The 22,808-nt window shown below is 73.4% G+C and carries 20 protein-coding genes; 13 read left to right on the forward strand and 7 right to left on the reverse strand.

Annotated elements, in window-relative coordinates; all coding sequences use genetic code 11:
- Positions 1-67 precede the first annotated feature (67 nt).
- A complete protein-coding gene (locus tag ABXS69_RS01360) occupies positions 68-394 on the forward strand; it encodes a WhiB family transcriptional regulator (RefSeq protein ID WP_366180832.1) in 327 nt (108 codons plus the stop codon).
- Between the two features lie 55 nt (positions 395-449).
- A complete protein-coding gene (locus ABXS69_RS01365) occupies positions 450-608 on the forward strand; it encodes a DUF4177 domain-containing protein (RefSeq protein ID WP_095532457.1) in 159 nt (52 codons plus the stop codon).
- Between the two features lie 166 nt (positions 609-774).
- Here the strand turns inward: ABXS69_RS01365 and ABXS69_RS01370 are convergent, their stop codons facing one another.
- Positions 775-1,452, reverse strand: coding sequence for a Crp/Fnr family transcriptional regulator (locus ABXS69_RS01370; protein ID WP_366180833.1), 678 nt, complete (start codon positions 1,450-1,452; stop codon positions 775-777).
- 198 nt (positions 1,453-1,650) lie between these two features.
- Between ABXS69_RS01370 and nth the strand changes: the two genes are divergently transcribed.
- Positions 1,651-2,292, forward strand: coding sequence for an endonuclease III (gene nth, locus ABXS69_RS01375; RefSeq protein ID WP_366180834.1), 642 nt, complete (start codon positions 1,651-1,653; stop codon positions 2,290-2,292).
- A gap of 70 nt (positions 2,293-2,362) precedes the next feature.
- Complete coding sequence (locus ABXS69_RS01380) at positions 2,363-3,259, forward strand: alpha/beta hydrolase (protein ID WP_366180835.1); 897 nt, start codon at positions 2,363-2,365, stop codon at positions 3,257-3,259.
- A 10-nt stretch (positions 3,260-3,269) separates the two neighbouring features.
- Here the strand turns inward: ABXS69_RS01380 and ABXS69_RS01385 are convergent, their stop codons facing one another.
- The 4 genes from ABXS69_RS01385 to ABXS69_RS01400 form a co-directional block, all read right to left on the reverse strand.
- Positions 3,270-3,593, reverse strand: a complete 324-nt coding sequence (locus tag ABXS69_RS01385) for an AzlD domain-containing protein (RefSeq protein ID WP_366180836.1) — start codon at positions 3,591-3,593, stop codon at positions 3,270-3,272.
- Complete coding sequence (locus ABXS69_RS01390; protein ID WP_366180837.1) at positions 3,593-4,423, reverse strand: AzlC family ABC transporter permease; 831 nt, start codon at positions 4,421-4,423, stop codon at positions 3,593-3,595. Before ABXS69_RS01390 ends, ABXS69_RS01385 begins: the two co-directional genes overlap by 1 nt.
- Positions 4,420-6,120: a hypothetical protein gene (locus tag ABXS69_RS01395; RefSeq protein ID WP_366180838.1), complete on the reverse strand. Its 1,701-nt coding sequence runs from the start codon at positions 6,118-6,120 to the stop codon at positions 4,420-4,422. Before ABXS69_RS01395 ends, ABXS69_RS01390 begins: the two co-directional genes overlap by 4 nt.
- A gap of 114 nt (positions 6,121-6,234) precedes the next feature.
- Positions 6,235-7,266, reverse strand: coding sequence for a hypothetical protein (locus ABXS69_RS01400; protein ID WP_366180839.1), 1,032 nt, complete (start codon positions 7,264-7,266; stop codon positions 6,235-6,237).
- A 39-nt stretch (positions 7,267-7,305) separates the two neighbouring features.
- Between ABXS69_RS01400 and ABXS69_RS01405 the strand changes: the two genes are divergently transcribed.
- From ABXS69_RS01405 to ABXS69_RS01430, 6 genes are all read left to right on the forward strand, one after another.
- Positions 7,306-8,430 (forward strand): cell filamentation protein Fic, encoded by a 1,125-nt coding sequence (locus ABXS69_RS01405; RefSeq protein WP_366180840.1) that lies wholly within the window; start codon positions 7,306-7,308, stop codon positions 8,428-8,430.
- A gap of 203 nt (positions 8,431-8,633) precedes the next feature.
- The gene (locus tag ABXS69_RS01410; RefSeq protein WP_366180841.1) at positions 8,634-9,995 is read left to right on the forward strand and encodes a cellulose synthase operon protein YhjQ/BcsQ; all 1,362 of its coding nucleotides are present in this window, start codon (positions 8,634-8,636) and stop codon (positions 9,993-9,995) included.
- Positions 9,992-11,221, forward strand: coding sequence for a TadA family conjugal transfer-associated ATPase (locus ABXS69_RS01415; RefSeq protein WP_366180842.1), 1,230 nt, complete (start codon positions 9,992-9,994; stop codon positions 11,219-11,221). The genes ABXS69_RS01410 and ABXS69_RS01415 overlap by 4 nt, the downstream gene beginning before the upstream one ends.
- On the forward strand, positions 11,218-12,495 hold the full coding sequence (locus ABXS69_RS01420) for a hypothetical protein (RefSeq protein ID WP_366180843.1): 1,278 nt from the start codon (positions 11,218-11,220) through the stop codon (positions 12,493-12,495). The genes ABXS69_RS01415 and ABXS69_RS01420 overlap by 4 nt, the downstream gene beginning before the upstream one ends.
- A 547-nt stretch (positions 12,496-13,042) precedes the next feature.
- On the forward strand, positions 13,043-13,258 hold the full coding sequence (locus ABXS69_RS01425) for an HAD family hydrolase (protein WP_366181498.1): 216 nt from the start codon (positions 13,043-13,045) through the stop codon (positions 13,256-13,258).
- 120 nt (positions 13,259-13,378) lie between these two features.
- A complete protein-coding gene (locus ABXS69_RS01430; RefSeq protein WP_366180844.1) occupies positions 13,379-13,891 on the forward strand; it encodes a PH domain-containing protein in 513 nt (170 codons plus the stop codon).
- A gap of 133 nt (positions 13,892-14,024) precedes the next feature.
- Here ABXS69_RS01430 and ABXS69_RS01435 read toward each other — a convergent pair whose 3' ends face one another.
- Both ABXS69_RS01435 and ABXS69_RS01440 read right to left on the reverse strand, forming a co-directional pair.
- The gene (locus ABXS69_RS01435; protein WP_366180845.1) at positions 14,025-14,555 is read right to left on the reverse strand and encodes a carboxymuconolactone decarboxylase family protein; all 531 of its coding nucleotides are present in this window, start codon (positions 14,553-14,555) and stop codon (positions 14,025-14,027) included.
- Between the two features lie 63 nt (positions 14,556-14,618).
- The gene (locus tag ABXS69_RS01440; protein WP_366180846.1) at positions 14,619-15,200 is read right to left on the reverse strand and encodes a peroxiredoxin; all 582 of its coding nucleotides are present in this window, start codon (positions 15,198-15,200) and stop codon (positions 14,619-14,621) included.
- Between the two features lie 293 nt (positions 15,201-15,493).
- Between ABXS69_RS01440 and ABXS69_RS01445 the strand changes: the two genes are divergently transcribed.
- The 3 genes from ABXS69_RS01445 (at position 15,494) to ABXS69_RS01455 (ending at position 22,784) form a co-directional block, all read left to right on the forward strand.
- On the forward strand, positions 15,494-16,489 hold the full coding sequence (locus tag ABXS69_RS01445) for a phosphatase PAP2 family protein (RefSeq protein ID WP_366180847.1): 996 nt from the start codon (positions 15,494-15,496) through the stop codon (positions 16,487-16,489).
- A gap of 376 nt (positions 16,490-16,865) precedes the next feature.
- Entirely contained in the window at positions 16,866-21,050 is a 4,185-nt protein-coding gene (locus tag ABXS69_RS01450) for a DUF5979 domain-containing protein (protein ID WP_366180848.1), read from the forward strand.
- A 72-nt stretch (positions 21,051-21,122) separates the two neighbouring features.
- Positions 21,123-22,784, forward strand: a complete 1,662-nt coding sequence (locus ABXS69_RS01455) for a SpaH/EbpB family LPXTG-anchored major pilin (RefSeq protein ID WP_366180849.1) — start codon at positions 21,123-21,125, stop codon at positions 22,782-22,784.
- Positions 22,785-22,808: the final 24 nt, after the last annotated feature.

Raw genomic sequence — 22,808 nt, forward strand, 5'->3', positions numbered from 1 at the left:
GACTGCCTTACCGTCGGAGTGTGTGACGGGTCTGACAACGATGCTGGACCTGACCGCTGGAGATGGGATGAGGATGATCGACCAGACCTGGGCGGCGCGCGCGGCCTGCGCGGATGTGGAGCCTGACCAGCTCTTCGGCAAGGGCGCGGAGCAGCGAGACGCGCGGACCCTGTGCTTCACCTGCCCCGTGAGGATGGAGTGCCTGGCTGAGGCCCTCGACTCCGAGTCGTCCTTCGGGGTGTGGGGCGGTCTGACCGAGCGTGAGAGGCGCGCCCTGCTGCGGCGCTTCCCCGAGGTCGAGGACTGGGGCGAGTGGCTGCGCCGGGAGGATGACGAGCTCGTCGCTGAGATCCACGCCCGCCGCGCCCCCAGGATCCTGGTGCGAGTGCGCTGAGCGCCCCGTCGGCCGCCGCTTCCCGGACGTCCCGCCGGCTCGTAGGCTTGGCGGCATGACTACTTGGGAATACGCCACCGTCCCCCTGCTCACCCACGCCACCAAGGCGATCCTCGACCAGTGGGGCGCCGACGGCTGGGAGCTCGTGCAGGTCATCCCCGGCCCCACCGGCTCGGAGAACCTGGTCGCCTACATGAAGCGCCCCCGAGCCTGAGCCGCCTCGGCGCCCGGGAGCGCCAGCGGAGTCGGCGCCCGAGACACCGGGCGCGCGCCGGCTCCGGGGCGGGATCGCGGCCGAGGGGCCGGCTCGCGGAGAGCCGGCCCCTCGGCCGTTCGTCGTGGTTGGTGCGCGCGAATGCGCGGGCCCGGTCGACCGGGCCTCAGCGGGCGCGGCGGCGCAGGCGATCGACGTCGAGCAGCGTGACGGCCCGGCCCTCCAGGCGGATCCAGCCGCGCGAGACGAACTCGGCCAACGACTTGTTGACGGTCTCGCGGGAGGCGCCGACCAGCTGGGCGAGCTCCTCCTGGGTGAGGTCGTGCGGGACGTGCACGCCGTCGTCGGTGGTCGAGCCGAAGCGGTCGGCGAGGTCGAGGAGGGCCTTGGCCACGCGCCCGGGCACGTCGGAGAACACGAGGTCCGCCAGGGCGACGTTCGTGCGGCGCAGGCGCTGGGCGAGCGCTCGCAGCATGTCCTTGGCCAGGGCCGGGTGGGTCTCGATGAAGCTCATGAGCTGGTTGTGCTCCAGGGCCAGGAGCTCGGTGGGGGCGACGGCGGTGGCCGTGGTGGAGCGGGGGCCCGGGTCGAACAGGGTGAGCTCGCCGACGACCTCGCCGGGGCCGAGGACGGCCAGGAGGTTCTCGCGCCCGTCCATCGAGGCGTGGCCGAGCTTGATCTTCCCGCTGAGCAGGATGTAGAGCCGGTCACCGGGGTCGCCCTCGTTGAAGAGGGTCTCACCGCGGCGCAGGGTGGTCTGCGCCATCATGGCCCGCAGTTCTTCCTGCTCCTCCTGGTTCATGCCCTCGAAAAGTGGGATTCTGGAAATCATGCTGTCTTCCACGAAGCTCCTCCAGTGCTATCGGTGCGGTGGTACTCGGGCTCGCAACGGCGTCCGATCGCTGCCGGGGGCTCCCGGAGGCAACTGGGCGAGCGCTGGCGCCTATCCTGCCATGCCTTGTGACATGAGGCACGCAGTCGCGGGTTGTAGTCTCGCAACAGTTGGCGGCCAATGCAAAGGCGCTCGATGCGGAGGGGATGGATGAGGGAATCGCTTGCGGCGCGGGCCCGGGCCGTTGATGACGAGCTCGTGGTGCTCTACCCGGGCGCGCAATGCGCGCTGGACCATGACGGGCCCTATCAACTGCTGGTGGCCACGGTCCTGTCGGCGCAGACCACGGATGCGCGGGTCAATACGGTGACCCCGGGGCTCTTCGCGCGCTTCCCCGACGCCATCGCGCTGTCGGCCGCTGATCCGGAGGCGCTGGAGGGGATCATCCGCCCCCTGGGGATGCAGCGTACCCGGGCCGCGCGGCTCATCGGCCTGGGCCAGGAGCTGGCCGAGCGCTTCGACGGCGTCGTCCCGCCTGATCGCGAGGCGCTCACCTCGTTGCCGGGGGTGGGCCGCAAGACCGCGCACGTGGTGCTCGGCAACGCCTTCGGCGTCCCCGCGATCACGGTGGACACCCATGTGGGTCGGCTGGCGCGGCGCCTGGGGTGGACCGAGCAGGCCGACCCGTTGCGGGTCGAGCGCGATATCGCGGCGCTGTGGGAGCCGGAGCGCTGGACCAATGGCTGTCACCGGCTCATCGAGCACGGCCGGGCCGTGTGCCGCGCCCGCTCGCCGCGCTGCGGGGACTGCGCGCTGGCGGCTGAGGGTCTCTGCCCCCGCGTAGGGGTGTAGCGGCGCCCCGCTTGCCGAGACCGGTCGAAAATAGGGGGAGGGGGTGGCGGGGCGCCGATAGGGTGGGGGCATGCCAGTCGTCATCACCCGCCCCGGTCCGTGGACCCACCGCGACCTCACCGCCGGTGGGACCCGCTTCCACGCCGCTCTGGGCGGGCCGGAGGACTCCGACTCGCTCGTCCTCCTCCTGCACCCCTTCCCGGAGTGCTGGTGGGCCTGGCGCCACGTCATCCCGCGCCTCGCCGAGGCCGGGCACCGCGTCGCCGCCCTGGACCTGCGCGGATTCGGCGGCTCGGACCGCCCCCCGTCCGGCTACGACCTGCACACCCTCGCCGACGACGCCGTGCGCGTCGTCGCCGCCCTCGGCCACGAGCGGGCCGCCGTCGTCGGCGCAGGCCTGGGCGGGCAGGTCGCCTGGGTCATGGCCGGGATGCGCCCTGACGTCGTCGCCGGGATCGTGCCCGTCGCCGCGCCGCACCCGGTGGCGGTGCGCTCCCTGCGCGGCCGGGCCTTCTTCTCCGGCACCGCCCTGCAGCACCTGTCCCTGCGCATCCCCGCCCTGCCGGAGCGCACTCTCACGACGCACCGGGGCATGGAGCGGGTCCTGCGCTCCTGGGTAGGCCGTGGACGGGTGGACCGCGTCCTGGCCTCCTCCGACTACTACGCAGATCTCCTCGCCCGGCCCGGCGCCGTGCGCGGCCCCATCGAGACCGTCAAGCGCAGCCGGCCGCGCCGCGCCGAGATAACCGCCCTGGTCGCGCCCATCGCCGTGCCCGTGCTGTCCATCCAGGGGGAGAACGACCCGGTCCAACCCGCCCAGGCCCACGCTCGCGACACCCACCACGTCTCGGGGCTCATGCGCAAAGCGGTGCTGCGCGGCGTGGGGCACTACCCTGCCGAGGAGGCCCCCGACGAGCTCGTCGAGGCGATCCTGCCCTTCCTGGCGGAGATCGCCCCGGCCGCCTGAGGGCGAGCCCCTAGGCCAGGGCCAGGCTCGCCGCCACGTACACGGCCGTTCCGCCGATGAGCGACAGCCCGATCGAGCGGCGCCACAGGTGCAGCCCCGCCGTCGCCGCGATGCCGACGACGGCGGGAAGCCAGGACGCCGGGGCCAGGCTCACGCCGTCGAGCGTGTAGGCCGCCAGGACGATCATGACGCCCAGCGGCATGGCGTTGGCCAGGAAGGCCACCAGCGGCGAGCGCCTCCCGCGCAGCAGCGCGAAGGGCGCGAGGCGGCAGGCCAGGGTGATCGCGGCCACCACGACGACGGCGATCGCGATCCCGGGATTCGACAGCGGCATCACTCGCCCCCGTCCGGGCCCGCCGTGCCTGGGCCCGTCGCGTCGCGCTCGGCCGCCTCCGGGCCGACCCGGCCCGCGCCGCCGTGATCGAGGCCCCGGCAACCGGCCCCCTCGGCCCCGGGCGCGCGGCGGTGTCGCACGGCGTACAACCCGACGAGCCCGATGGCCAGCGTCCCCAGCGCGCTCAGCAGCGCCGCCGAACCGCCCGTGACCAGGCCCACCGTCCCCGCTATGAGCCCGATGCGCAGGGCCGCGGCATCGGGGTGGGCGCGCCAGTTCTCGATGGCGAGAACGACGAACAGCGCGGTGAGCACGAAGCCCAGCAGGCTGATCCTCTCGCCGATCGCGTCCGCCAGCCATTGCCCGGCCAGCGCCCCCACCGTCGCGCCCGAGATCCAGGCGAAGTGGCTGATGACCTCCACGGTGAGCACGTACCGGCCCGTCATTGCGTGGCGGTCCTTGGAGGACAGCAGCGCGTAGACCTCATCAGTGATCGCGTGGACGGCGTACAGGCGCGCCAGGGCCCGGCCGCGCACGCGATCCAGGGGGAAGCCGAGCCCGTAGAAGACATGCCGCCCGGAGACGAACAGCGTCGAGGCGGCGATCGCCCCCAGCGGCGCGCCCGCCCCGGCCAGCGCCACGAGCAGCAGCTGCATCGTGCCCGAGTAGATGAGGACGCTCCACACCGGCGCCCACCACCAGGCCAGGCCCTCGGCCGCCAGCAGAATCCCCGTGGCGGATCCCAGCGTCAGATAGCCGACGACGATCGGCGCCGCATCGCGGGCGGCGTCCCTGCGGCTCGCCATGGTGGCGGGCGCGGGCGCCGTCATGAGGCCTTGCGCACGCGGTCGATGACCTGCTGCTCGCGGCGCCCGGCACGGCGCGCGGAGTGGGAGACGATCCCGACCATGAGCACCACGATGCCGACCAGGAGGAAGGTACCGCGGGACAGGTCGAGCCACAGGAACTCCAGGAGGTCCTTGCCCAGGGAGGTGCGGTCGGCCGCCGCGCCGAGGGCCTGCTCGAGGACCCGATGGGTGGCGGCGGGGGAGACGAGCCCGGGAATGCCCGCCAGCGCCGTGAGAGCGCCCGTGAGGATCGTGCCCAGTGAGGAGCGGCGCGCCATCCACAGCCCGATGCCCAGGCAGAGGGCGCTCAGGGCGATGACGATGACCCCGTTGACGCTCATAGCGCCCTCGGGGTTGCGGGCGGCGGTGGTACCGAAGGCGTGGCGCGCCGTGTGCCCGAAGAACCAGGACAGCGGCAGCAGGACGACGGCGATGAGGATCCCCGCCCAGTGCGCTCCGAAGCGAGAGGCGGGCTTGCCGACGACGGTCGAGCCGTCGAGCAGCACGTCGTCGTCGACGCCGGCCTCCTCATCGACGGGAACCGGCTTGCGGGCCTCCGTGCGACGACGGCGCCGGGTGGGGGCCACGGCGGGTGAGGCGGCGGAGGCGGCGCCGGCCTCGTCGTCGGACGCGCCCGGGGCGATGACGGAGGACCAGTCGGGGGCGGCCTCCTCGGGCGAGGCCACCGGCGCGACCGTCGAGGAGGGCAGTGGCGGCGCGGGGGGAAGGGGACTGGAGGAGGGGTCCGGCGTCCAGCTGGACTTGCTCGTCCAGTGCGAGCCGGAGGGCTCCGGCCCGTCCGGGGCGCTGGCCGCCTCGACGCGCGGGGAGGGGAATCCGGCGCCAGGCGTGGGGGCGGAGCCGCCGGTGAGCGCGCTGGCGGCGCTGGTGCCGCTCACGGGGGCGCCCGCGCTCCCGGCACCATCGGCGCGCGCCGCAGCCCCGGCATCGTCCACGGCCTGGGGGCCGTCCTCAGCGGCGTCGTCGACGGGGGCCGTCGGCGGGAACAGCGAGCGGCGCCTCACCGCCGTCGACTCCCGCTCCTCATCCGGGTCGCGGGGGCGGCTGCGGCGCCGGATGGGGGCGCCGGGAAGCGGGGGAGGGGCCATGACGGTCTCGTCCTGCGGGGCCCCGGCGGCGTCCGGGTCGGCGCCGTCGGTCATCGCTCCTGCGGGCTCCTCGTCCCCGGCCTCATCGGTCTGCTGGGCGCGGGCGGCCTGGGCGGCCTCGTACTCGGCCTCGATCTCCTCGTCGGAGCGGAAGGGGTCGGAGGCCGGGCGCCCCACCGGGTAGGTCGCGGGGCCCATGGCCGGGGCCTCCTCGTCCGGCGCGGCGAGGCCCTGCCCGACGGCGTCATCGGCGCCGTCGTCGGTCCCGCCGTCGCCCCGGTCGTCCTGGATGCCCCCGTCGCGAGAGGCCCCCTCGGCGTCCTGCGCCTCCTGGCCGCGCCGCGCGGCGAGGACCGCGCCGGTGCCAGGGGGGATCGCCCCAGGCAGCCCGTCGGGAAGGGCGGGTCCGCCAGCGGTGATGATCTCACCGTTGTCGCCGACGATGGGTGCCGGGGCGGGCGCCACCAGGGAGGAAGCGGGCTCGCCAGTCGAGTCGGGGGACTCGACGGCCTGCTCGGGAGTGCTGGCGCTGCCGAGCTCGTCGGGATGGTCAGGGCGATGGGTGGTCACGGGGGCCTCCTTCTTCGGGACCACCGTAGTGGTGGGCGGGCACCGGGCCCGGGAGGCGTGCCGGTGGCCTGCGCCTCGCGCGCTCGCGGGAGTGGGCCCCGCCTCGGGGCCCGGCTAGGCCCCCAGGGCGACGGCGCGCTGGTCGGCCCAGGACTCCTTCTCATCGGCGATGCCCTGGCGGCGCGCCACATGAGCCCCCCAGCCGATCGCGCTCACGACCGCGCCCAGCATGAGGACGGCGCTGGCCGTGGGGTCGGTAGTCAGATGGGGCACCAGCGCGCTCGTGCCGGAGGCGGACCCGGACAGGAAGGCCGGGAGCGCCCCGGTGAACACGATCGGGCCCGCCACCCTGGCGCCCAGGGAGGAGCGCGTGACGCCGGCGCCCGCCCCGATCGAGGCGAGGAGGATACCGGCCAGCGCCCACGGGGAGACGGGCGCGTCACCGCTGGCGACGATCGCGGGGTAGGACCGGTCCGCCAGGGTGATCGAGATGAGCGAGCAGGCGGTCACCCACGCCAGGGAGAAGAGGTGGTCGTTGCGGCGCGACGGCGGGGCGGTGGGAGTGCTGCCCTGCTCCTGGTCGGAGCGCCCCAGGCGCGCGGACAGGCGCGCCCACGCGCGCCCGGTGCGGCGCGCGTGGCGCAGGCCGAGGGAGCCGCCGATGAGCAGGCCCGCCAGGATGAGCACGGCGCCGGTGGGGATGAGCTGGCGGGCCCAGGCGTGAGGCGCGGAGGCGGCGCGCTCGCTGGAGGCGAGGATGGCCGCCTGCGCGGTGAGCGCCACGAGGCCGCCGATGAGACCGCCCAAGGAGGAGCGCCGGCCGAAGGCCGCCTGCACCGCCGCGCTCACGATGACGAGCAGCACGAGGAGCCCCGCTCCCACGAGCAGGCGGCCCTGCGAGGACGCCTGGCCGGCGAGCCCGGTCAACGTCAGGGTGAGGGGCGCCACCGCGGCGCCCAGTACCGCCGCGGCGATGTGGTCGAGGCGGCGCCCGCGCGGCGCGGGGGCGCCGGTGGGGCCGGCCTGGGAGGCGGGAGCGGGGTCACCGGCGGGAGGGGGCGCGGGGGCGCCGGTGGCTTTTCCACTGCCTGGCGGCGGCACCGCGGTGGGACGGGCGCCCTGGGAAGGGGATTCCGAGGAGGTCACCGGCTCAGCGTAGTTCCAGGAGGCCCGTAGAGTGGCGCCGTGATCACCATGAGAGCGAGCATCGGCCGGTCGTCGGGCCCTCCGGGTGGGCGCCCGGGCGGCTCCGCGGTCCCCGGCGGGACCGGTGGGGCGCGGCTCGCCGGCGGCGCTGGCGAGCCCGCCCGAAGCGCGGCGGGCGCCGGGGAGGGAGGCGCCGATCGCGCCCTCGTCAGCGCTCTGGCGGCCATCGCCGAGGACGCTCGCGTCGCCCAGGCGCAGGAGGCGGTGCGCGAGGCCAGCGCGGAGCTGCGCTGGCACGAGGCGCTGCGGCGGCGCTGGCGCGAGGCTCGGGCGGAGGCCGCTATCCGGGGGGCCATCGCCTCGGGCGCGATCGAGGGGGCGCTGGTGAGCGCGTCCACGCTGCGCGAGCATGTGGCCGCGGGCCGCCTGGAGCGGCCGCTGAGCGGGGACCCCTCGCTCGACGCCGTCGCCGGGATCTGGCGCGCGGGCGTGCGATTGACCGGATTCATGCCGGACCTGCGCGGGCAGGCCCGGCCCGCCGAGCCCTCCCCACGATCCCTTCTGGCCAGCCTGCACCGCGATCTCGCGGGCCCCCTGGCGGCCTCGGGGGCCATCGGGCTCGACGAGGTGGCCGTTCCGCGCACCGCGCTCCCGCCAGGCAGGGGCGGCACTGGGGCCGCGAAGGGCGCCGACGGCGTCGCGGGCGCGCGGAGCGGCGGGGGGACCGTCGGCTCCGCGGCGCTGGGGGCGGCGCCGCGTGAGGGAGGGCCCGGGACGGCCCCCCGGGGGCGGGCCCTGGCCGAGCGGCTCGACGCGCTCCTGGCGATCATCGCCGCCCCCGGCGTCCCGGCGCTGGTCCGCGCCGCCGTCGTCCATGGGGAGATGATCGCCGCGCGCCCCTTCACGGCCGGCAACGCGGCGCTCGGCCGCCTCCTCGCGCGCCATCTCATCACCCGCGACGGACTGGAGCCCACGGGCGTGGCCGTCCCCGACACCTACGCGCGCCGCGCCCCCGGGGCCTACGGCGACGCGGCGGCCGCCTATGCGAGAGGCGACGCCGAGGGCGTCATCGCCTGGACGACCTGGCAGGCCGAGGCCATCCTCGTGGGCATCACGGAGGGCGTCGAGCTGTGCCGCGCCATCCAGGCGGGGCGGGCGGAGTGAGCGGGCGGCGGCGCGGCGCCTGACGCCGCCGCGCCCGACCGCGGTCGCGGCGGGGCGCGGCGGGGCGCGGCGGCCGGGAACCACATGCGCCGGGACGCGCCGCCCCCGGCCCCTCATGTGGAGGCCATCACCCCGGACGGTCCCCGGTGGGCGACCCTGGAGCGGTACCGCGTCCCGCCGATCCGTCCGCGAAGGAGCCCGCCATGCGACACGCCGCCCCCCGCTCCACCCATCCAGGCCTCCCAGCGCTGCGCGGCCGTCCGGGAGCGCTCGCCCTCGGCGCCGCAGGGGCGGGAGGCGCCGAGGGCGGGTGGCCCAGCAAGGCGGATCCCGTTGACCAGCCACTGGGGGAGCATGAGGAGTGGGGATCCGGGGCGCCGTGGGGATCCGCGGGGGACGCCCTCGCCGACGGCGTCGTCGTCGCCGTCCTGCTCCGCCCCGGCCACCAGGGCGGGCCCCCTGAGGAACCACTGCCCGGATGGGCCGCCGATATCGTCCTGGCCTGCACGGGACTGGAGCCCCAGGCACTGGTCTGCTCATATCCCGAGGCGCCCCGGGCGGCTTCCGACCTCGTCCAACGCGCGCGAGCCCTGCGCCGCCGCTCAGGCGCCACACACGCCCTCATCCTCGTGCCCGACGACCTGCCCGCCCTGGCGAAGAGCCTGTCGCGCCGCCCGGACATCTCCGCCGCCACGCTCCACGAGGCGCTCGACGCCCCGCAGTCCGGGACGCTCGCCTCCCTCATCATCGCGACCGGCCACCCGGGGCGCGCCCGCGTCATCGCCCTGACGGGGGCCAGGGGAGGACTGGGGACCACGACGATCCTGCTGCTCCTGGCCCGCGCCATGGCCGCGGCGGGGCGCGGTGTCGCCATCGTCGACCTCGACCCCGCTGGCGGCATCGACCTCATGATGGGGGAGGGCGTGCGGCCTGGACTGCGCTGGTGGGACCTGCCCGAGCGGGAGGGCTCCTACCACCCCGAGCGCCTCGCCGAGGCCCTGCCGCGATGGTCGGGGATCCGCTTCCTGACCGGCGACCCCCGCGGCGGCCCGGTGAGCGCCCCGCAGGCCGCCGCCGCGCTTGCGGCGATCGAGGCCTGCCACGACGTCGTCCTGGTGGACCTCCCCCGGGGCGCCGAGCCTCCGACGGAGGCCGAGGTCGTCATCGTCATGGGATGCGATGTCCGCTCCGCCGAGGCCGCCGAGTCCATCGTCGCCCGTCTGTGCGGGGGCAAGCCGGGCCAGGAGGACGGGGCCCGCCCGGCGGCTGAGAACCTGGGGCAGGAGCGCGCTGAGGGGCCGCGATGCCTCGGCCTGGTCCTGCGCCAGATCGGGGAGGATCTCGCCGCCGAGGAGATCACCGGGCTCACCGGCGCGAAGGTGCTCGGGCGTGCGCCGTCGGATCGCTCGATCGCCGCCCGCATCGCCCGGGGCGACGACCCCGCCCGCAGCCGTGGCCCCCTGCGCCGGGCCATCCGCTCGCTGGCCGCCCAGCTTCTGGAGGGCGACGACGCCGTCCTCCCCCGAGCCCCCTGGGAGGCCGGGCCGGGGGAGGGGCGGCCATGAGCCCGGAGCCCGCCCCGCGCGGCGCCCAGCGTCCTGGCCACGGCGCCGCCCCGGACCTCACCCGCATCCGCGGCGCCCTCGCCCGGGGCGCGGGTCTCGGGCGGGCGCTCAGCGAGGGGGCCGCCTCCACCACCGGCGCCACGGGCATCGCCTCCCTCACCCGCCTCGTCCACGCCGACGTCGACGGCGCCGGGGCGGCCCTCACGCCCCTGCTGGAGGCCGAGGGCGTCACCGACGTGCTCGTCGGCGGCGGGATGACCTGGATCGACCGCGGCAGCGGCCTCGAGCCCGTCCCGCACGCGCGCCTGGACGAGCCCGAGGCCCGGGCACTGGCGGTGCGCATGGCCGCCTCGGCCGGGCGCCGGCTCGACGACGCCGCCCCGATCGTCGACGCCACTCTGCCCGATGGCACCCGTCTCAACGCCGTCCTCCCACCACTCAGCGCCGACGGCACCCTCATCTGCCTGCGCGCGAAGCGCCGCCGCGCCTTCACCCTGCCCGAGCTCGTCGGCGCCGGCACGATCGCCCCCGGCCTCGATCGGATCCTCGTCGCCCTCGTGGAGCGGCGCGCCTCCTGCCTCATCACCGGCGCCACCGGGACCGGCAAGACCACTCTCCTCGCCGCGCTCCTCGGGCTCGTGCCCGCCGACGAGAGGATCGTGTGCATCGAGGAGGCCAGTGAGCTCGCCCCGGACCACCCCCATGTCATCCATCTCCAGGAGCGCGGGGACAACGTCCAGGGCGTCGGCGCCGTCCCTATGACCGCCCTCGTGCGCACCGCCCTGCGCATGAGGCCCGACCGCATCGTCCTGGGGGAGTGCCGCGGCCCCGAGGTCCGTGATGTCCTCACCGCTCTCAACACCGGCCACGAGGGCGGGTGGGCCACCCTCCACGCCAACTCCCCGGCCGACGTCCCCGCCCGCCTGACCGCGCTCGGAGCGCTCGCGGGCCTCGACGAGATCGCGGTGGCCGCGCAGGCCGGTAGCGCCCTCGACGCCGTCATCCACCTGCGGCGCGAGGCCCACCCATCCGGGGCGCGTCGTCGCATCTCCTCCCTGGGGCTGCTCTCCCGCGAGCGGGATGGCCGCCTGGCCTGCCACGAGGCCCTGCGCATCCAACCCGATGGCACCATCGAGGCGGGAGCGGCCCATGAGGGGCTCCGCGCGCTCACCGGGGGAGCGGCCACGCCGGCAGGCGGCGCGCGTGGAGCGGGGGAGCGGTCATGAGCGGCGCGGCCGGCGGCTCGATCCCCCTCCTCACGGCCCTCCTCGCCGCCACGGCGGTGGCCGTCCTCCTCCTGCCCGCCCGCCGAGAGATGCGCCCGCCGCCAGGGGGCTCCGGCGAGGGGGACGCGGGCGGCCGGGGAGGATCGTGTGGCACCGCCGCAGGAGTCCGGGCCAGTGCGCGAGCCCGCTGGGGCCGCGCCGGGGGAGCGGACATCGGGCTCACCCTCACCGAGGTCTCGGCCCTGCTGAGGGCTGGGGCCACCCCCGATCGGGCCTGGTCCCGGGCCCTGAGCCGCTCGGGAGTCCCGGAGGACGCGGGCCTCACCCCTGCTGACGACGGCGTCCCACCCGCCCTGGCCGCCCTGGCAGGTGGTCCCGCTCCCTCCTGGCTGCCGCGGCGCGACGCGGGACGCTGGTCGTGGCGACCTCCTCTCGGAGGCGCGGTCGCGGCGGACCGGGCCATGCGCGCCGCCGTGCCCGGCGCCGTCGCCGCCTGCCGCCTCACCCGGGCCCTGGGCTCGCCATTGGCCGGAGTGCTGGAGTCCGTCGCCGATGGCGTCTCCGAGGCGGGCCGAGCCCGGGCCTCGCGGCAGTCCGCGCTCTCCGGGCCCCGCACCACCGCGCGCCTCCTGGCCGTCCTGCCGCTGGTGGCGCTCGCCCTGGGGGCGCTGGTCGGGGCCCATCCCGAGGACCTTCTCCTAGGAGGGTCCTGGGGGAGCGCGCTCGGACTGGCCGGTATCGGCCTCATGGTCGTCGGGCACCGCCTCACCCGCCGGCTCGAGCGCGCCGCCATCCACGACCCTCCCGCCTCGGGGAGCCGGGGCCCGGTGCGGCGCGAACCGGTCGACGAGGCCCTCGTCCTCGACCTCGCCGCGGCCGCCCTCGAGGCGGGAGCCTCCCTGCCCGGGGCCCTGGGCGCCCTCGGCCAGGCGCTCGGCGAGGAACAGCTCGGCGTCGTCTCCCGCGCCCTCCTCATCGGCGCGAGCTGGGAGGAGGCTTGGGACGCGCCCGAGGACGCCGTTTGGCGGGCCTCGCGTGGTCGCCTCGAGCACTGCCTGCGGCCCGGCTGGGAGGACGGAGCATCGCCGTCGTCGCTGTTGAGCCGCACGGCCACCTCGATCCGGGCGGGGAGGAGCGCCGCCGATGAGGAGGCTGCCGAGCGCCTCGCCGTCCGCCTCGTCATCCCCCTGGGCCTGTGCCACCTGCCCGCTTTCGTGCTGCTGGGTATCGTCCCCGTGGTCGCGGGCGCCGGATTGGACATCCTGGCCGGATGAGCGGGGCAGACTGGGCGCATGAGTCCCTTCCGCCTGCCGCCGCGCACTCGCGCCGTGCTCGTTGACATCGACGGCGTCCTCGTCGACCACCGCCGCGCCTCCGACCGCGCCTCCTACCTGTGGGCCTGCGGCCTGGAGGGCTGGGAGCTCGGCCCGCGGGAGACCGCCGAGCTGTGGGAGGCCATCGACCGGTGCCACTTCGCCCGCTACCAGGCCGGCGAGCTCGACTTCCGCGGCCAGCTGCGCGAGCGGGTGCGCGAGTTCGTGCCCGGCGGGAGCGCGCTCAGCGACGCCGAGGCCGATGCCCATATGGCCGCCTACCGCGCCATCTACCGCCGACTGTGGCGCGCCTACGACGACGTCCCCTCCTTCCTGGCCCGACTGGAGGCCCTGCGCGCCGCCCGCGAGCGGGCCGTGGCCGCTGGCGGGCTCGCCGCGTCGCTGGCGGTCGCCTACCTCACCAATGGCGACGCCCCCCAGCCGGGAGGAGAAGCTCGCCGCCGCTGGCGCCCGCGTGGCCGGCTGGGAGATGCTGGCCTCGGCCCAGATGGGCGCTGCGAAGCCCGATCCCGCGATCTTCTCCGCCGCATGCGCGCGCCTCGGCGTGGCACCGGCCGAGGCCCTCATGATCGGCGACGACGTCGGAGCCGACGTCGACGGCGCCCTGGCCGTGGGGATGCCGGTGGTCCACCTGCGGCGGGGCGATCAGGGGCCGTCGCGCGCGGTCCCCACCGTCGCGGGCCTCGACGAGATCGAGTTCTGAGGCCCGGCTCGCTGCCGACCGGTCCCGGGCCCCGGCTCCTCGCCGCTCAGCGCCCGTCGTCGTCCTGGCGCCGCTTCCGGCCGCCTCGCCCCGGAACGTGATTGCTGGCACGATGGGGCCATGGCATTGTCGAAGAAGCAGCTGAGCCAGGACGAGGTCATCGTCCGGCACATGCGCACCCACATCAAGGTCCTCCTGTGGCGGATCATCGCGCAGGTCGTCCTCATCGCCGTCGGCATTGCGGGCTCGATCCTCCTGCCCGACGACTGGTCCCCGTGGAGCCACCTCGCCGTCTGGATCATCGTCCTGGTGCTCTCGGTGCCCGTTTTCCTCCTGCCCTGGCTGGCCTGGGCGACGACGACCTACACGATCACCTCCAAGCGCGTCATCACGCGCTCGGGCATCCTCAACAGGCGCGGCCATGACCTGCCGCTGTCGCGCATCAGCGATGTCCAGCAGGACCGGGCTCTGACCGACCGGCTCTTCGGCGCCGGCACCCTGCGCCTGGAGACGAGCGCGGGCGACCCCCTCGTCCTGGAGGACGTGCCGTCAGTGGCCACCGTTCAGGTCGAGATCTCCAACCTGCTGTTCAACGACGTCCAGGGAGCGATCGACGTCGATCCTGACCACTGAGCCCACTGAGCGGCGCCGAAGCCGCCGAGCGGCCCGCGCCGCGGCTCCCGAGGCGCCGAGCGCGACGGGGCCCCTCGCACCTACCGCGGTGCGAGGGGCCCCGTCGCGCTGGTCGGCGCGCAGGCGGGAGGCGTCAGCCGATGGTCTCGACGACGGCGACGGCCTGGGCCACGCCGGTGAGGGTGGCGGCGATGCGCACGGCCTCCCAGACCTGCTCGGCGCTCAGGCCCTCGCCGCGAACGGTGGCCTCGTGCGCCGTGACGCAGCGCTCGCAGCCGTTGATCGTGGACACGGCGAGGCTCCACAGCTCGAAGTCGACCTTCTCAACGCCGCCGGAGGAGCCGATGATGTTCATCCGCAGGCCCATGCGCTCGTTCTCATAGGCGTCGCCCAGGAAGTGGCGGGTGCGGTAGGCGACGTTGTTCATCGCCATGATGGAGGCGGCGCCCAGGGAGGCGCTGATGGCCTCCTCGCTCAGGTGGGCGCGGGCGTCCTCGAGGACCTGCACGAGGACGGACTCGTTGCGGGTCGCCGCGGCGGCGGCCACGAAGGTGCCCCACTGCTGCTGCTCGGTGAGCGTGGAGGAGCGGGACAGGGTGGACAGGTTGAGGGAGAGGTCCTTGGCCCACGCGGGCAGGGCGGAGCGGAGGTTGTCGATGCTCATATCTGCTTTTATCTGCTTTCTCTTCTGGTTTGGTGGTCGTCAGCGCGGTGATGCGATGCGGCCTCAGTGGGCCATCTCGCCCAGGGCGTCGATGGTGGCGGCGCCAGCCTGCCAGTTGCAGGCGCACAGCTCGTCGGACTGGAGGGCGTCGAGCTGGCGGAGGGTCTCGTCGGTGTTGCGGCCTACGGAGTCGGAGGTGATGGACACCGACTGGATGACGTTGTTGGGGTCGATGATGAAGGTGGCGCGGTCGGCGACGCCGTCGGCGTTGAGGACGCCCGTGGCGGCGGCCAGCTCGCGCTTCAGGTCCGAGGCCATGGGGAAGGGCAGGTCCTGCAGCTTCTCGTGGCTGCGGCGCCAGGCGTAGTGGGTGTACTCGTTGTCCACCGAGACGCCCACGATCTGGCAGTCGCGGTCCTCGAAGTCCTGGTAGAGGTCGCCGAAGGCGGAGATCTCGGTGGGGCACACGAAGGTGAAGTCCTTGGGCCAGAAGAAGACGACGCGCCAGGTGCCCGCGGGGACGGCGGAGGAGACGGTGGTGAAGTAGTCCTCGGGCTTGCTGGCCTCGACGTCCTTGAGGTTGCCGGGGACGACGGCGGTGAGCTCGTAGGCGGGGAACTGGTCGCCGATGGTGAGAACGGCCATGTGAGAACCTCCTGGGTGATGATGGAACGCTGATCGACCAGAGGAGAAGCCCTCTGCTCAAGCCCCATGATAGGGCCTCAGACTGATAAGCGCAACACCTATATATGGTATCATTAGTCAGTTCCCCCTATTTTCGAGACCGGTCGATATCAGGAGCGAGACCGGTTCCCGGACCGGTCTCGCTCCTGATATCGACCGGTCTCGGCGGTGAGGGGGAGGCGGGGTGGCGCGCGCCACCGTGAATCGCGAGACCTGAGCGCCATCGCGGCGTGGCTGGGATCTAGCATCGTTGGATGCGATCCCCCCGACCGGCCCAGGGTGCCCTGGCGCATCCGCGCGCCAGGGGTCTCGCCCTGGCGGTCGCGTGCTTCGCCGGTCTCCTCGCGCTGTGGTGGGCTTTCGTGGGCACCGTGCCGGGCCAGTTCCTCGAGGCCGCCGCTCTGGCGGGCTCGGAGATCGGCTCGCACCGGGTGGACGGGCACGCGCGCATGGTCCTCTCGACCATCTCGATGCCGGCGGCGGTGCTGCTCGTCGTCATCATCCTGCTGGTCGGCCTCCTGCGGCGCAGCCACCGGCGCGCCATCTGGGCCGTCATCGCCGTCATCGGGGCCAGCGCCAGCGCGCAGGTCCTCAAGCACTGGATCCTCCTCCGCCCCGACCACGGCATCACCGCGCGCTGGGACAACGCCAACACTCTCCCCTCGGGGCACACAGCGATGGCGGCGTCGGCCGCGGTGGCGCTCATCCTCCTCGCGAGTGCCCGCTGGCGGGTGCCCGCCGCCTGGCTCGGCGCGGCGATGACGGTGGCTATGGGCTATTCGACTCTGGTGTGCCAGTGGCACCGACCGGCCGATGTCGTGGCCGCCGTGCTGCTGGCGGTGGGCTGGGGCTCCCTCGCGGTGGCCGGTGGCGCGTGGAGCGACGAGGGGCCCTCCTCCCACGCGCCCCCCGATGACGGCGCCGATCCCACCGGGCCCGGCCTTACCCCCGGCGCCGCCGATGAGGGGCGGGGCGACGGCGGGCTGAGGCGGTCGGCGTGCAGGGGCCCCTTCGATCGCGGGAGCGGCCCCGCGCCCGTGCTGGCGGCGCTCTGGATCGTCGGCGTGCTCAGCGCCGGAATCGCCCTCGCCCTGGGCCTGTGGGTGCTGACCCGCATGGGCTCGCCCCTGGGCCGCGGGGAGTACTTCGCCTCCTACGCCACCGGATCGGCCGCCCTCGTGGGGGCGGAGCCCTGTCCATGGCGGGGCTCGTGGCGCTCGCGCCCGACGACGATGCCCGGGCTCCGTTGACCCCTGGGATCCCCTAGGCCTTGGGCCGGGGTCGGCCGATCGTCGTCGGGCCTCCCCGAGCGCCGTTGGATGGCGACGGCGATGGCCCGGCCCGTGCGTCGGCGGGGAGAGGGCTGCGGCGCCCCTGGGGGTGTCGGCGGGAGGCTCCGACGGGGAGTCCGCCGCCGCGACGAATAGCGCAAAATGATCGGACAGGTCGTTGGAAAGGCGCCGCAGAATCACGTTTAGTTCTGCGACTCCGATGAGACGGCATTGTGATGTACCGATCCGGCAAACTCTGGCGCTGGGGGCGAATAGGGGCGTCTAGACTCGTTCGAGCACGCCATCGCGGTGCCGCATCCCCGGTGGCCCCCGGTCCCTAACAGAACGGCTCCCCATGCTCGCCAGATCCGTCTACGCGGCACGCCATGCTCGGAAACGCTCTGCGGTACTTCTCGCCCTCCTGTGCGCGGCCGCCATGGTCCTGGCTGCCGCCGTCACCGCCGCCACGTGGTCCGGCGCGGGCGCGCAGGTCGCCCAGCCGCGGATCGCCGTGCCGATCGGCCAGATCTCGGCGACACTGTCCGACGTGCGCAATGTCGAGGGTACTGGCCCGCTCGCCGGGCGCCCGCCGCAGGAGGTGGCGGCCGAGGTCACCTGCGTGCGCTACTCGCCGCAGGGCGCCGGCTACTCCACCGGCACGGTTACCGGGGCGTCTGGTCAGTACGCCGCAGTCGGTTACGGCACGGACAGTGACTCCTGCCCGATCGGATATCGGGGCGAGTCCCCGAATGGATTGCAGTCCTCCATGGGATTCCTGCCCGGCCCCTCCGCTGCGGTCGACGCGGGCGACGTCTTCCTCGTGGGAACCCTGCGCCACTACAACACCGACGTGACCACCTTCGGTGACGATGTGACCAATCCGGGTAAGGAGACCGGCCCGGGGACCACCTACTACGGTGACCTCGAGATCAGCATGGCCGGGGGCGAGATCAGGGAGAAATTCCCTTGGAAGGAGATCGATACCTCGAACTCCCAGTGCTACACCCAGCTCGACGAGAACGGTGAGATCACCCTCGGCGAGGCCCCGGATGCGCCCACGAAGTACGCGGCGGACGCCAGTGGCAATATCGGTCCCGCATCCGTCGACGGCCCATACAAGTACGCGTTCAACGCGCAGGGCCGGGTGGACACCAGGAAGGCGGTTCGCTATGACTTCTCCATCGGCGGGCTCACCTTCGGCAAGGGCCGGGGCTACTACGACAAGAAGGGCCGGGACTGCACCGTCGACCATCTGACCATCGCCTCCGACCGCTCGACGACATCGTGGACGGACCCGGGCACGGGCATCCGTTACAAGCTGCGCCTGTGGGGCCTCGTCAACAACGGCGCCAACGCCACCTGCAAGGTGAGCTCGGACGTCGCCACCGCCGCCCTGGAGGGCCGTTTCCTGACCCAGGAGGGCGGCAAGACCACCTACGGCTGCCTCTACGGATCGCTGGAGCAGGTGCGCCCGGTGACCCTCAAGAAGGAGGTGGACGCGGCGGACTCCCTCCGGGCGAGCACCGCGATCCCCTCCTTCTCCTTCTCCAACGTCTCCGCCCCCGGCACCTGGGGCGCGCAGTCCTGGGGGACGCCGTCGGCTCTCAAGCCCACGGGCTGGGGGGAGGCGGGCGCCGCCACGGATCCGAGGCGCTATGAGCTCCTCACCCCCAATGACGCCGCCACGCTCAAGGAGGAGGCTGCCAGCCCCGCCTACTCCCCGACGCGCTCGGGCTGGAGGCTGACGGCGGTGACCTGCACCAACGGCTCGGACAAGAAGCCGCTCATGCGCAAGGACGGCCAGCGCCTCGACCAGTCCGGCGCGGTGGATCTCGCCGCGGGCACTCTCCGGCTCGACGAGGCCGAGCTCGCCCGCAGCCTGGACGACGCGGCGATCACCTGCACCTGGCACAACGAGTATGTGGCGAACTTCCACCTGACCCTCGTCAACAAGGTCGACGGCGGCTCCGCGACCCCGGGCCAGTGGACCCTCACCGCCACGCGCGCCCAGGGCGGCGGCGCGCCGATCACCGGCACCACCGGATCGGCCGCGGTGACGAACGCGAGGGTCACCTCCGGCTCCTACATCCTGTCCACCTCCACGGTGGAGGGCTACGGTGGTGCCGAGTGGTCCTGCGTGAACACGGCTACCTCCCAGCCCGTGCCGGTGAAGGACTCCCAGGTCTCCATGCCCGCCAATGCGAGGGTGACGTGCACGGCCACCCAGCGGCCCGCCGCCCGCTCCCTGTCCTTCTCCAAGGTCATCACCGGCGCGAGCGACGGCACCGACCGCACGGCCTTCCAGGTCGCCTACTCCTGCGCCAAGCCCGGCGGCGCGCCCGTGAGCGGAACCGCGACGGTCACCAGCGGCGGCAACCGGGTGGAGTCCAACCCCGTTCCGGTGGGCGCCACCTGCACGGTGACCGAGGAGCCGCTGAAGGACGCCTGGCTCAAGGCCCCCGGATCGGGCGCCTTCTCCTGGAGCGCCCCCGTCGGCTTCCACGTCTCCGACGACGCCGTCGATGTGCCGACCGCGCCTGCCGCCGGCAACGCCGACCGCGGGGCGTCCTTCACGGTTCCCGCGGGCACGGGCCCCGTCAACGTCGGCATCACGAACGCGCTCGCCGCGCACGCGGGCGTGACGAAGACCTTCGAGGGCTCGGCTCGCGCTGAGGATGTCAACGGCCTTCCCAGCTACGACCAGACCTACCGCGTGATGGTGACCAACCCCTCCACCACCACGGCCCTGACCTACTCCCTCACGGACGCGCCCACCGCCCCGGCGGGCACGACGATCAACTCCGTGAGGATCAGCGGCGGCCCCCTGGCCGCGCCGGTGGAGGCGCGGGCGCCCGCCTTCTCCTACCGGTCCGGCGAGGTCGAGCTCGCGGCCGGCGCCACGCACGCCTACACCGTGGTGGTCAATGTGACTGCCCCCGACGCCGGGCTCCCCGGCATCGGCGCGGGCGGAACCTGTGACGCCACCGCCGTGGACGGCGGCAAGGCTGTGCGCAACGAGGCCGGCGTCACCACCAAGGGCGACGCCGACGCCGTGAGGGCCAGCGCCTGCGGGATCGTGCCCGCCACGCCGCGCTTCGCCGTGTCCAAGACCGGCACCGAGGTGGTACGGGGCGCTGACGGCTCCTTCACCGCCGGGTACGCCGTCACCATCACCAACACCTCGCAGGTGGCCTCGAGGATCGTCGAGGACGTCGTCGACACCCCGGCCTTCCCCGCCGGCGCGACGATCTCCTCGATCACGGTCAGCGAGGCCGGCGCCGTGACCTCGACCAGCGGTGCCGTGCCCGCTGGCGGATCGGTCACCCTGGCCGCCAAGAACACGGGCGGGGAGCTCGCCGCGGCCCCGGCTCCCGGTGGCAAGGGGGGCGGCCGCGTCCTCACCGTCCAGGTCGCCTTCACGGTGGATCCCAATGCTCAGGGCTACACCGCCTCCGATTACGCCTGTGGCGCCACGCGCGCCGATGGCAAGCCCTCCGGACTGGTCAACGCCGTGTCCATGACGGGCGACACCGACGGCGGGAGCAACAACACCGGCTGCGTCAGCGCCAAGGAGCGGCTCGCCTTCTCCAAGGCCGTGGAGAGCGAGGCGAGCGGCCAGGGGGGCGCGCTCCACGTGTCCTACCGGATCTCCGTGGTGAACATGGGCGCCCTGCCATCCTCCACGGGCCGCGTGCTCGACCGCCCCGACTTCGCGCCGGGCCTGCGGATCACGGGCGCCACGCTCGCCGAGGGTGCCGGCGCGGCCCCCGTGCCGGTCGCTGCCCAGGGCGATGGCTCCTACGAGATCACGTCCGGCCGGTCCGTCGCCCCGGGGGAGACCGCCACATGGATCCTCACGTTCAACGTCACCGTCGACCCCGGTGCCGCCGACTATGACGAATCCGCCCTTGCCTGCTCGAAGGACGGCGCCGGAGCCTTCGTGTCGAAGCACGGGCTCCTCAACCTCCTGGGCTTCGAGGCGGGCAAGGACAACGCGGGCAAGAGCGGTGATGAGGCTGCTTGCTCCTCCGTTTCCCCGGATGCGGGCAAGCGGGCGCTCACCATCGTCAAGACGGGCAGCCAGGGAAATCTGGCGGGTGCCGCCTTCGATATCTACCCCAGCGATCCCTCCGCCCCCGGCGCCGCCAAGATCGCCGACGGCGTCGTGGACGCCGGGGGAGACCGCGGGGTCTTCACCACGGCGCCCCTGGCGGTCAACCGCGAGTACTGGCTCGTGGAGACGAGGGCGCCGGCCGGGCACCAGCTCCTGGCCAGTCCGGTGCGCATTCGCGTGACTGACACGGATATCACCGTGCTCAACGGGAATGAGCTCGGCGTGTCCACCGCCGTGGCATCCGCCTCGGATGCCGCCGCCGGGATCACCAATACCTTGACGATCAAGGATATTGAGACGGCCTCACTGCCCCTGTCCGGTGGTCACGGGATTATTCCGAATGCACTTGTGGCCGTATTAGTTATTGGTGCCGCTTGTACACTCGTCATGTTCTCCTTCATCAGGCGTCGGAACGCGTCTCGATGAGGGTAATGGCTCAGCCTTCCCCGGGGCTGGGTTCCCCATCTATCCCTTCATCCACGAGATATCGGAGATACCATGAGTTCCCAGAGGATTCGCGCGGGCGCCGGATTCTTCGCCGCCGCCTGCGCGGCGGGCGCGCTTGTCGTTCCGACCGCGCTGGCAGCCCCCGCTGACCCGAATCAGCCCGCTGCGGCGACCGTTCAGAAGGATGCTGACACGACGCTCACCATTCACAAGTGCGAGCAGACGGATGCCAATGGCACTGCCGCCGGCACGGGCTTGCGGCAGGATCCGGCTGACTGCAATGCCATGGAGGGCGTGACCTACAAGATCACCAGGCTCGACTACGACCTGAGCACTCAGGAGGGGTGGACCCGGCTCGCGGCCGCGAACGGCGATGTCAACACGGCGGCCTCCGGGAGTCACAAGACCGCGACGACCTTCGACGGCAAGACCGGGGCCGACGGCCAGCTCGTCTTTGACGCCGCCAAGACCGACGTCGGAGCCTATCTCGTCCAGGAGATCAGCACCGCTGGGGCCAAGGTCCACCGCGGAGGCGCGGTCGAGGACGTCAAGGGCGCTATTCCCGGCGCGGACTTCATCGTCACCCTGCCGATGACGAGCCCGGGCAGCACCAACGCTTGGAACTACGACGTCCACGTCTACCCGAAGAACACCCTCTCCGGCATCGAGAAGAAGGTCGTGGACACCGGAAAGGCCTCTGGGTCGGGGAACAGCATCGAGTACACCATTGATGCCGCCATCCCGAAGGTGAATGTCGCCGGTGGTGAGCAGATAAAGCGGTTCAACGTCATCGATCAGCTCGACCCCCGTGTTCAGAAGGGGACGGGCGCTGATCAGCTCAACCCGCGCGTCGCGATCGTTGGGACGAATGCAGCCGATCTCGCGGTCGGCGCCGACTGCGCCGTCACCGTCGCTGAGGGCGCCGATGGTAAGAACTACCTCACGGTTGAGCTCACCGCTGATGGCCTGACCAAGATCGCGACGGCCCGCGCCAACGGTGACAAGACCACGAAGGTCCAGGTGGTCCTCACCGCCACCTTCGCCGCGGGCACGAGCCTCGACGGCGGTATCTCCAACACCGCCTTCCTCATCCCTTCCGACTCCCCCGAATACGACTGGGACAAGGACAAGCCGACCACTCCTGGGGCGAACGTCCCGAGCACCGACCCCGTCGTGAGCAAGTACGGCAAGGTCGAGCTGAGCAAGAAGGGCACGGACACGGCCAACCTGCTCCAGGGCGCGTCGTTCCAGGTCTACCAGTGCTCCTGGGACGGTCAGAAGTCCACGAAGCCGACGCTCACCGACTCCGACACCGCTGACGCCGCGATCACGCCCCTCACCGTGAAGAACCAGACGACCTTCACCACTGAGACCAACGGGAAGGTCGTCATCGACGCCCTGCGCGCCAACGACTGGGAGAACGGCGCCGCCAAGGTTCTCACCGACGCCGACTACTACTGCCTCGTCGAGACCAAGGCCCCCGATGGCTACACCCTCCAGGCGGAGCCGGTCCCCTTCCGGATCCTCGCCGCCTCCGCGGATGACAAGCAGGAGACGCAGGCCGTCGACGTCACCGACGTCCCGAAGAACGCGGGCTTCCACCTGCCGCTCACCGGTGCCTCCGGCGTCGTCTTCCTCACGGTCGTCGGCGGACTCCTCGTCCTGACCGGCGCCGGCATCGCCTACGTGAACAAGCGTCGTCAGAACCACTGATCGCCCCTGACAGGCGCTGACACT

The sequence above is a fragment of the Actinomyces timonensis genome, assembly GCF_040702965.1.
Classification (GTDB): domain Bacteria; phylum Actinomycetota; class Actinomycetes; order Actinomycetales; family Actinomycetaceae; genus Actinomyces; species Actinomyces timonensis_A.

Coding starts and splice junctions, on each gene's coding strand:
- ABXS69_RS01410 (WP_366180841.1), top strand. CDS start 8,634: ATGCGACACGCCGCCCCCCGCTCCACCCATCCAGGCCTCCCAGCGCTG.
- ABXS69_RS01430 (WP_366180844.1), top strand. CDS start 13,379: ATGGCATTGTCGAAGAAGCAGCTGAGCCAGGACGAGGTCATCGTCCGG.
- ABXS69_RS01435 (WP_366180845.1), bottom strand. CDS start 14,555: ATGAGCATCGACAACCTCCGCTCCGCCCTGCCCGCGTGGGCCAAGGAC.
- ABXS69_RS01365 (WP_095532457.1), top strand. CDS start 450: ATGACTACTTGGGAATACGCCACCGTCCCCCTGCTCACCCACGCCACC.
- ABXS69_RS01450 (WP_366180848.1), top strand. CDS start 16,866: ATGCTCGCCAGATCCGTCTACGCGGCACGCCATGCTCGGAAACGCTCT.
- ABXS69_RS01390 (WP_366180837.1), bottom strand. CDS start 4,423: ATGACGGCGCCCGCGCCCGCCACCATGGCGAGCCGCAGGGACGCCGCC.
- ABXS69_RS01425 (WP_366181498.1), top strand. CDS start 13,043: ATGGGCGCTGCGAAGCCCGATCCCGCGATCTTCTCCGCCGCATGCGCG.
- ABXS69_RS01455 (WP_366180849.1), top strand. CDS start 21,123: ATGAGTTCCCAGAGGATTCGCGCGGGCGCCGGATTCTTCGCCGCCGCC.
- ABXS69_RS01415 (WP_366180842.1), top strand. CDS start 9,992: ATGAGCCCGGAGCCCGCCCCGCGCGGCGCCCAGCGTCCTGGCCACGGC.
- ABXS69_RS01445 (WP_366180847.1), top strand. CDS start 15,494: ATGCGATCCCCCCGACCGGCCCAGGGTGCCCTGGCGCATCCGCGCGCC.
- nth (WP_366180834.1), top strand. CDS start 1,651: ATGAGGGAATCGCTTGCGGCGCGGGCCCGGGCCGTTGATGACGAGCTC.
- ABXS69_RS01385 (WP_366180836.1), bottom strand. CDS start 3,593: ATGCCGCTGTCGAATCCCGGGATCGCGATCGCCGTCGTCGTGGTGGCC.
- ABXS69_RS01360 (WP_366180832.1), top strand. CDS start 68: ATGAGGATGATCGACCAGACCTGGGCGGCGCGCGCGGCCTGCGCGGAT.
- ABXS69_RS01420 (WP_366180843.1), top strand. CDS start 11,218: ATGAGCGGCGCGGCCGGCGGCTCGATCCCCCTCCTCACGGCCCTCCTC.
- ABXS69_RS01380 (WP_366180835.1), top strand. CDS start 2,363: ATGCCAGTCGTCATCACCCGCCCCGGTCCGTGGACCCACCGCGACCTC.
- ABXS69_RS01440 (WP_366180846.1), bottom strand. CDS start 15,200: ATGGCCGTTCTCACCATCGGCGACCAGTTCCCCGCCTACGAGCTCACC.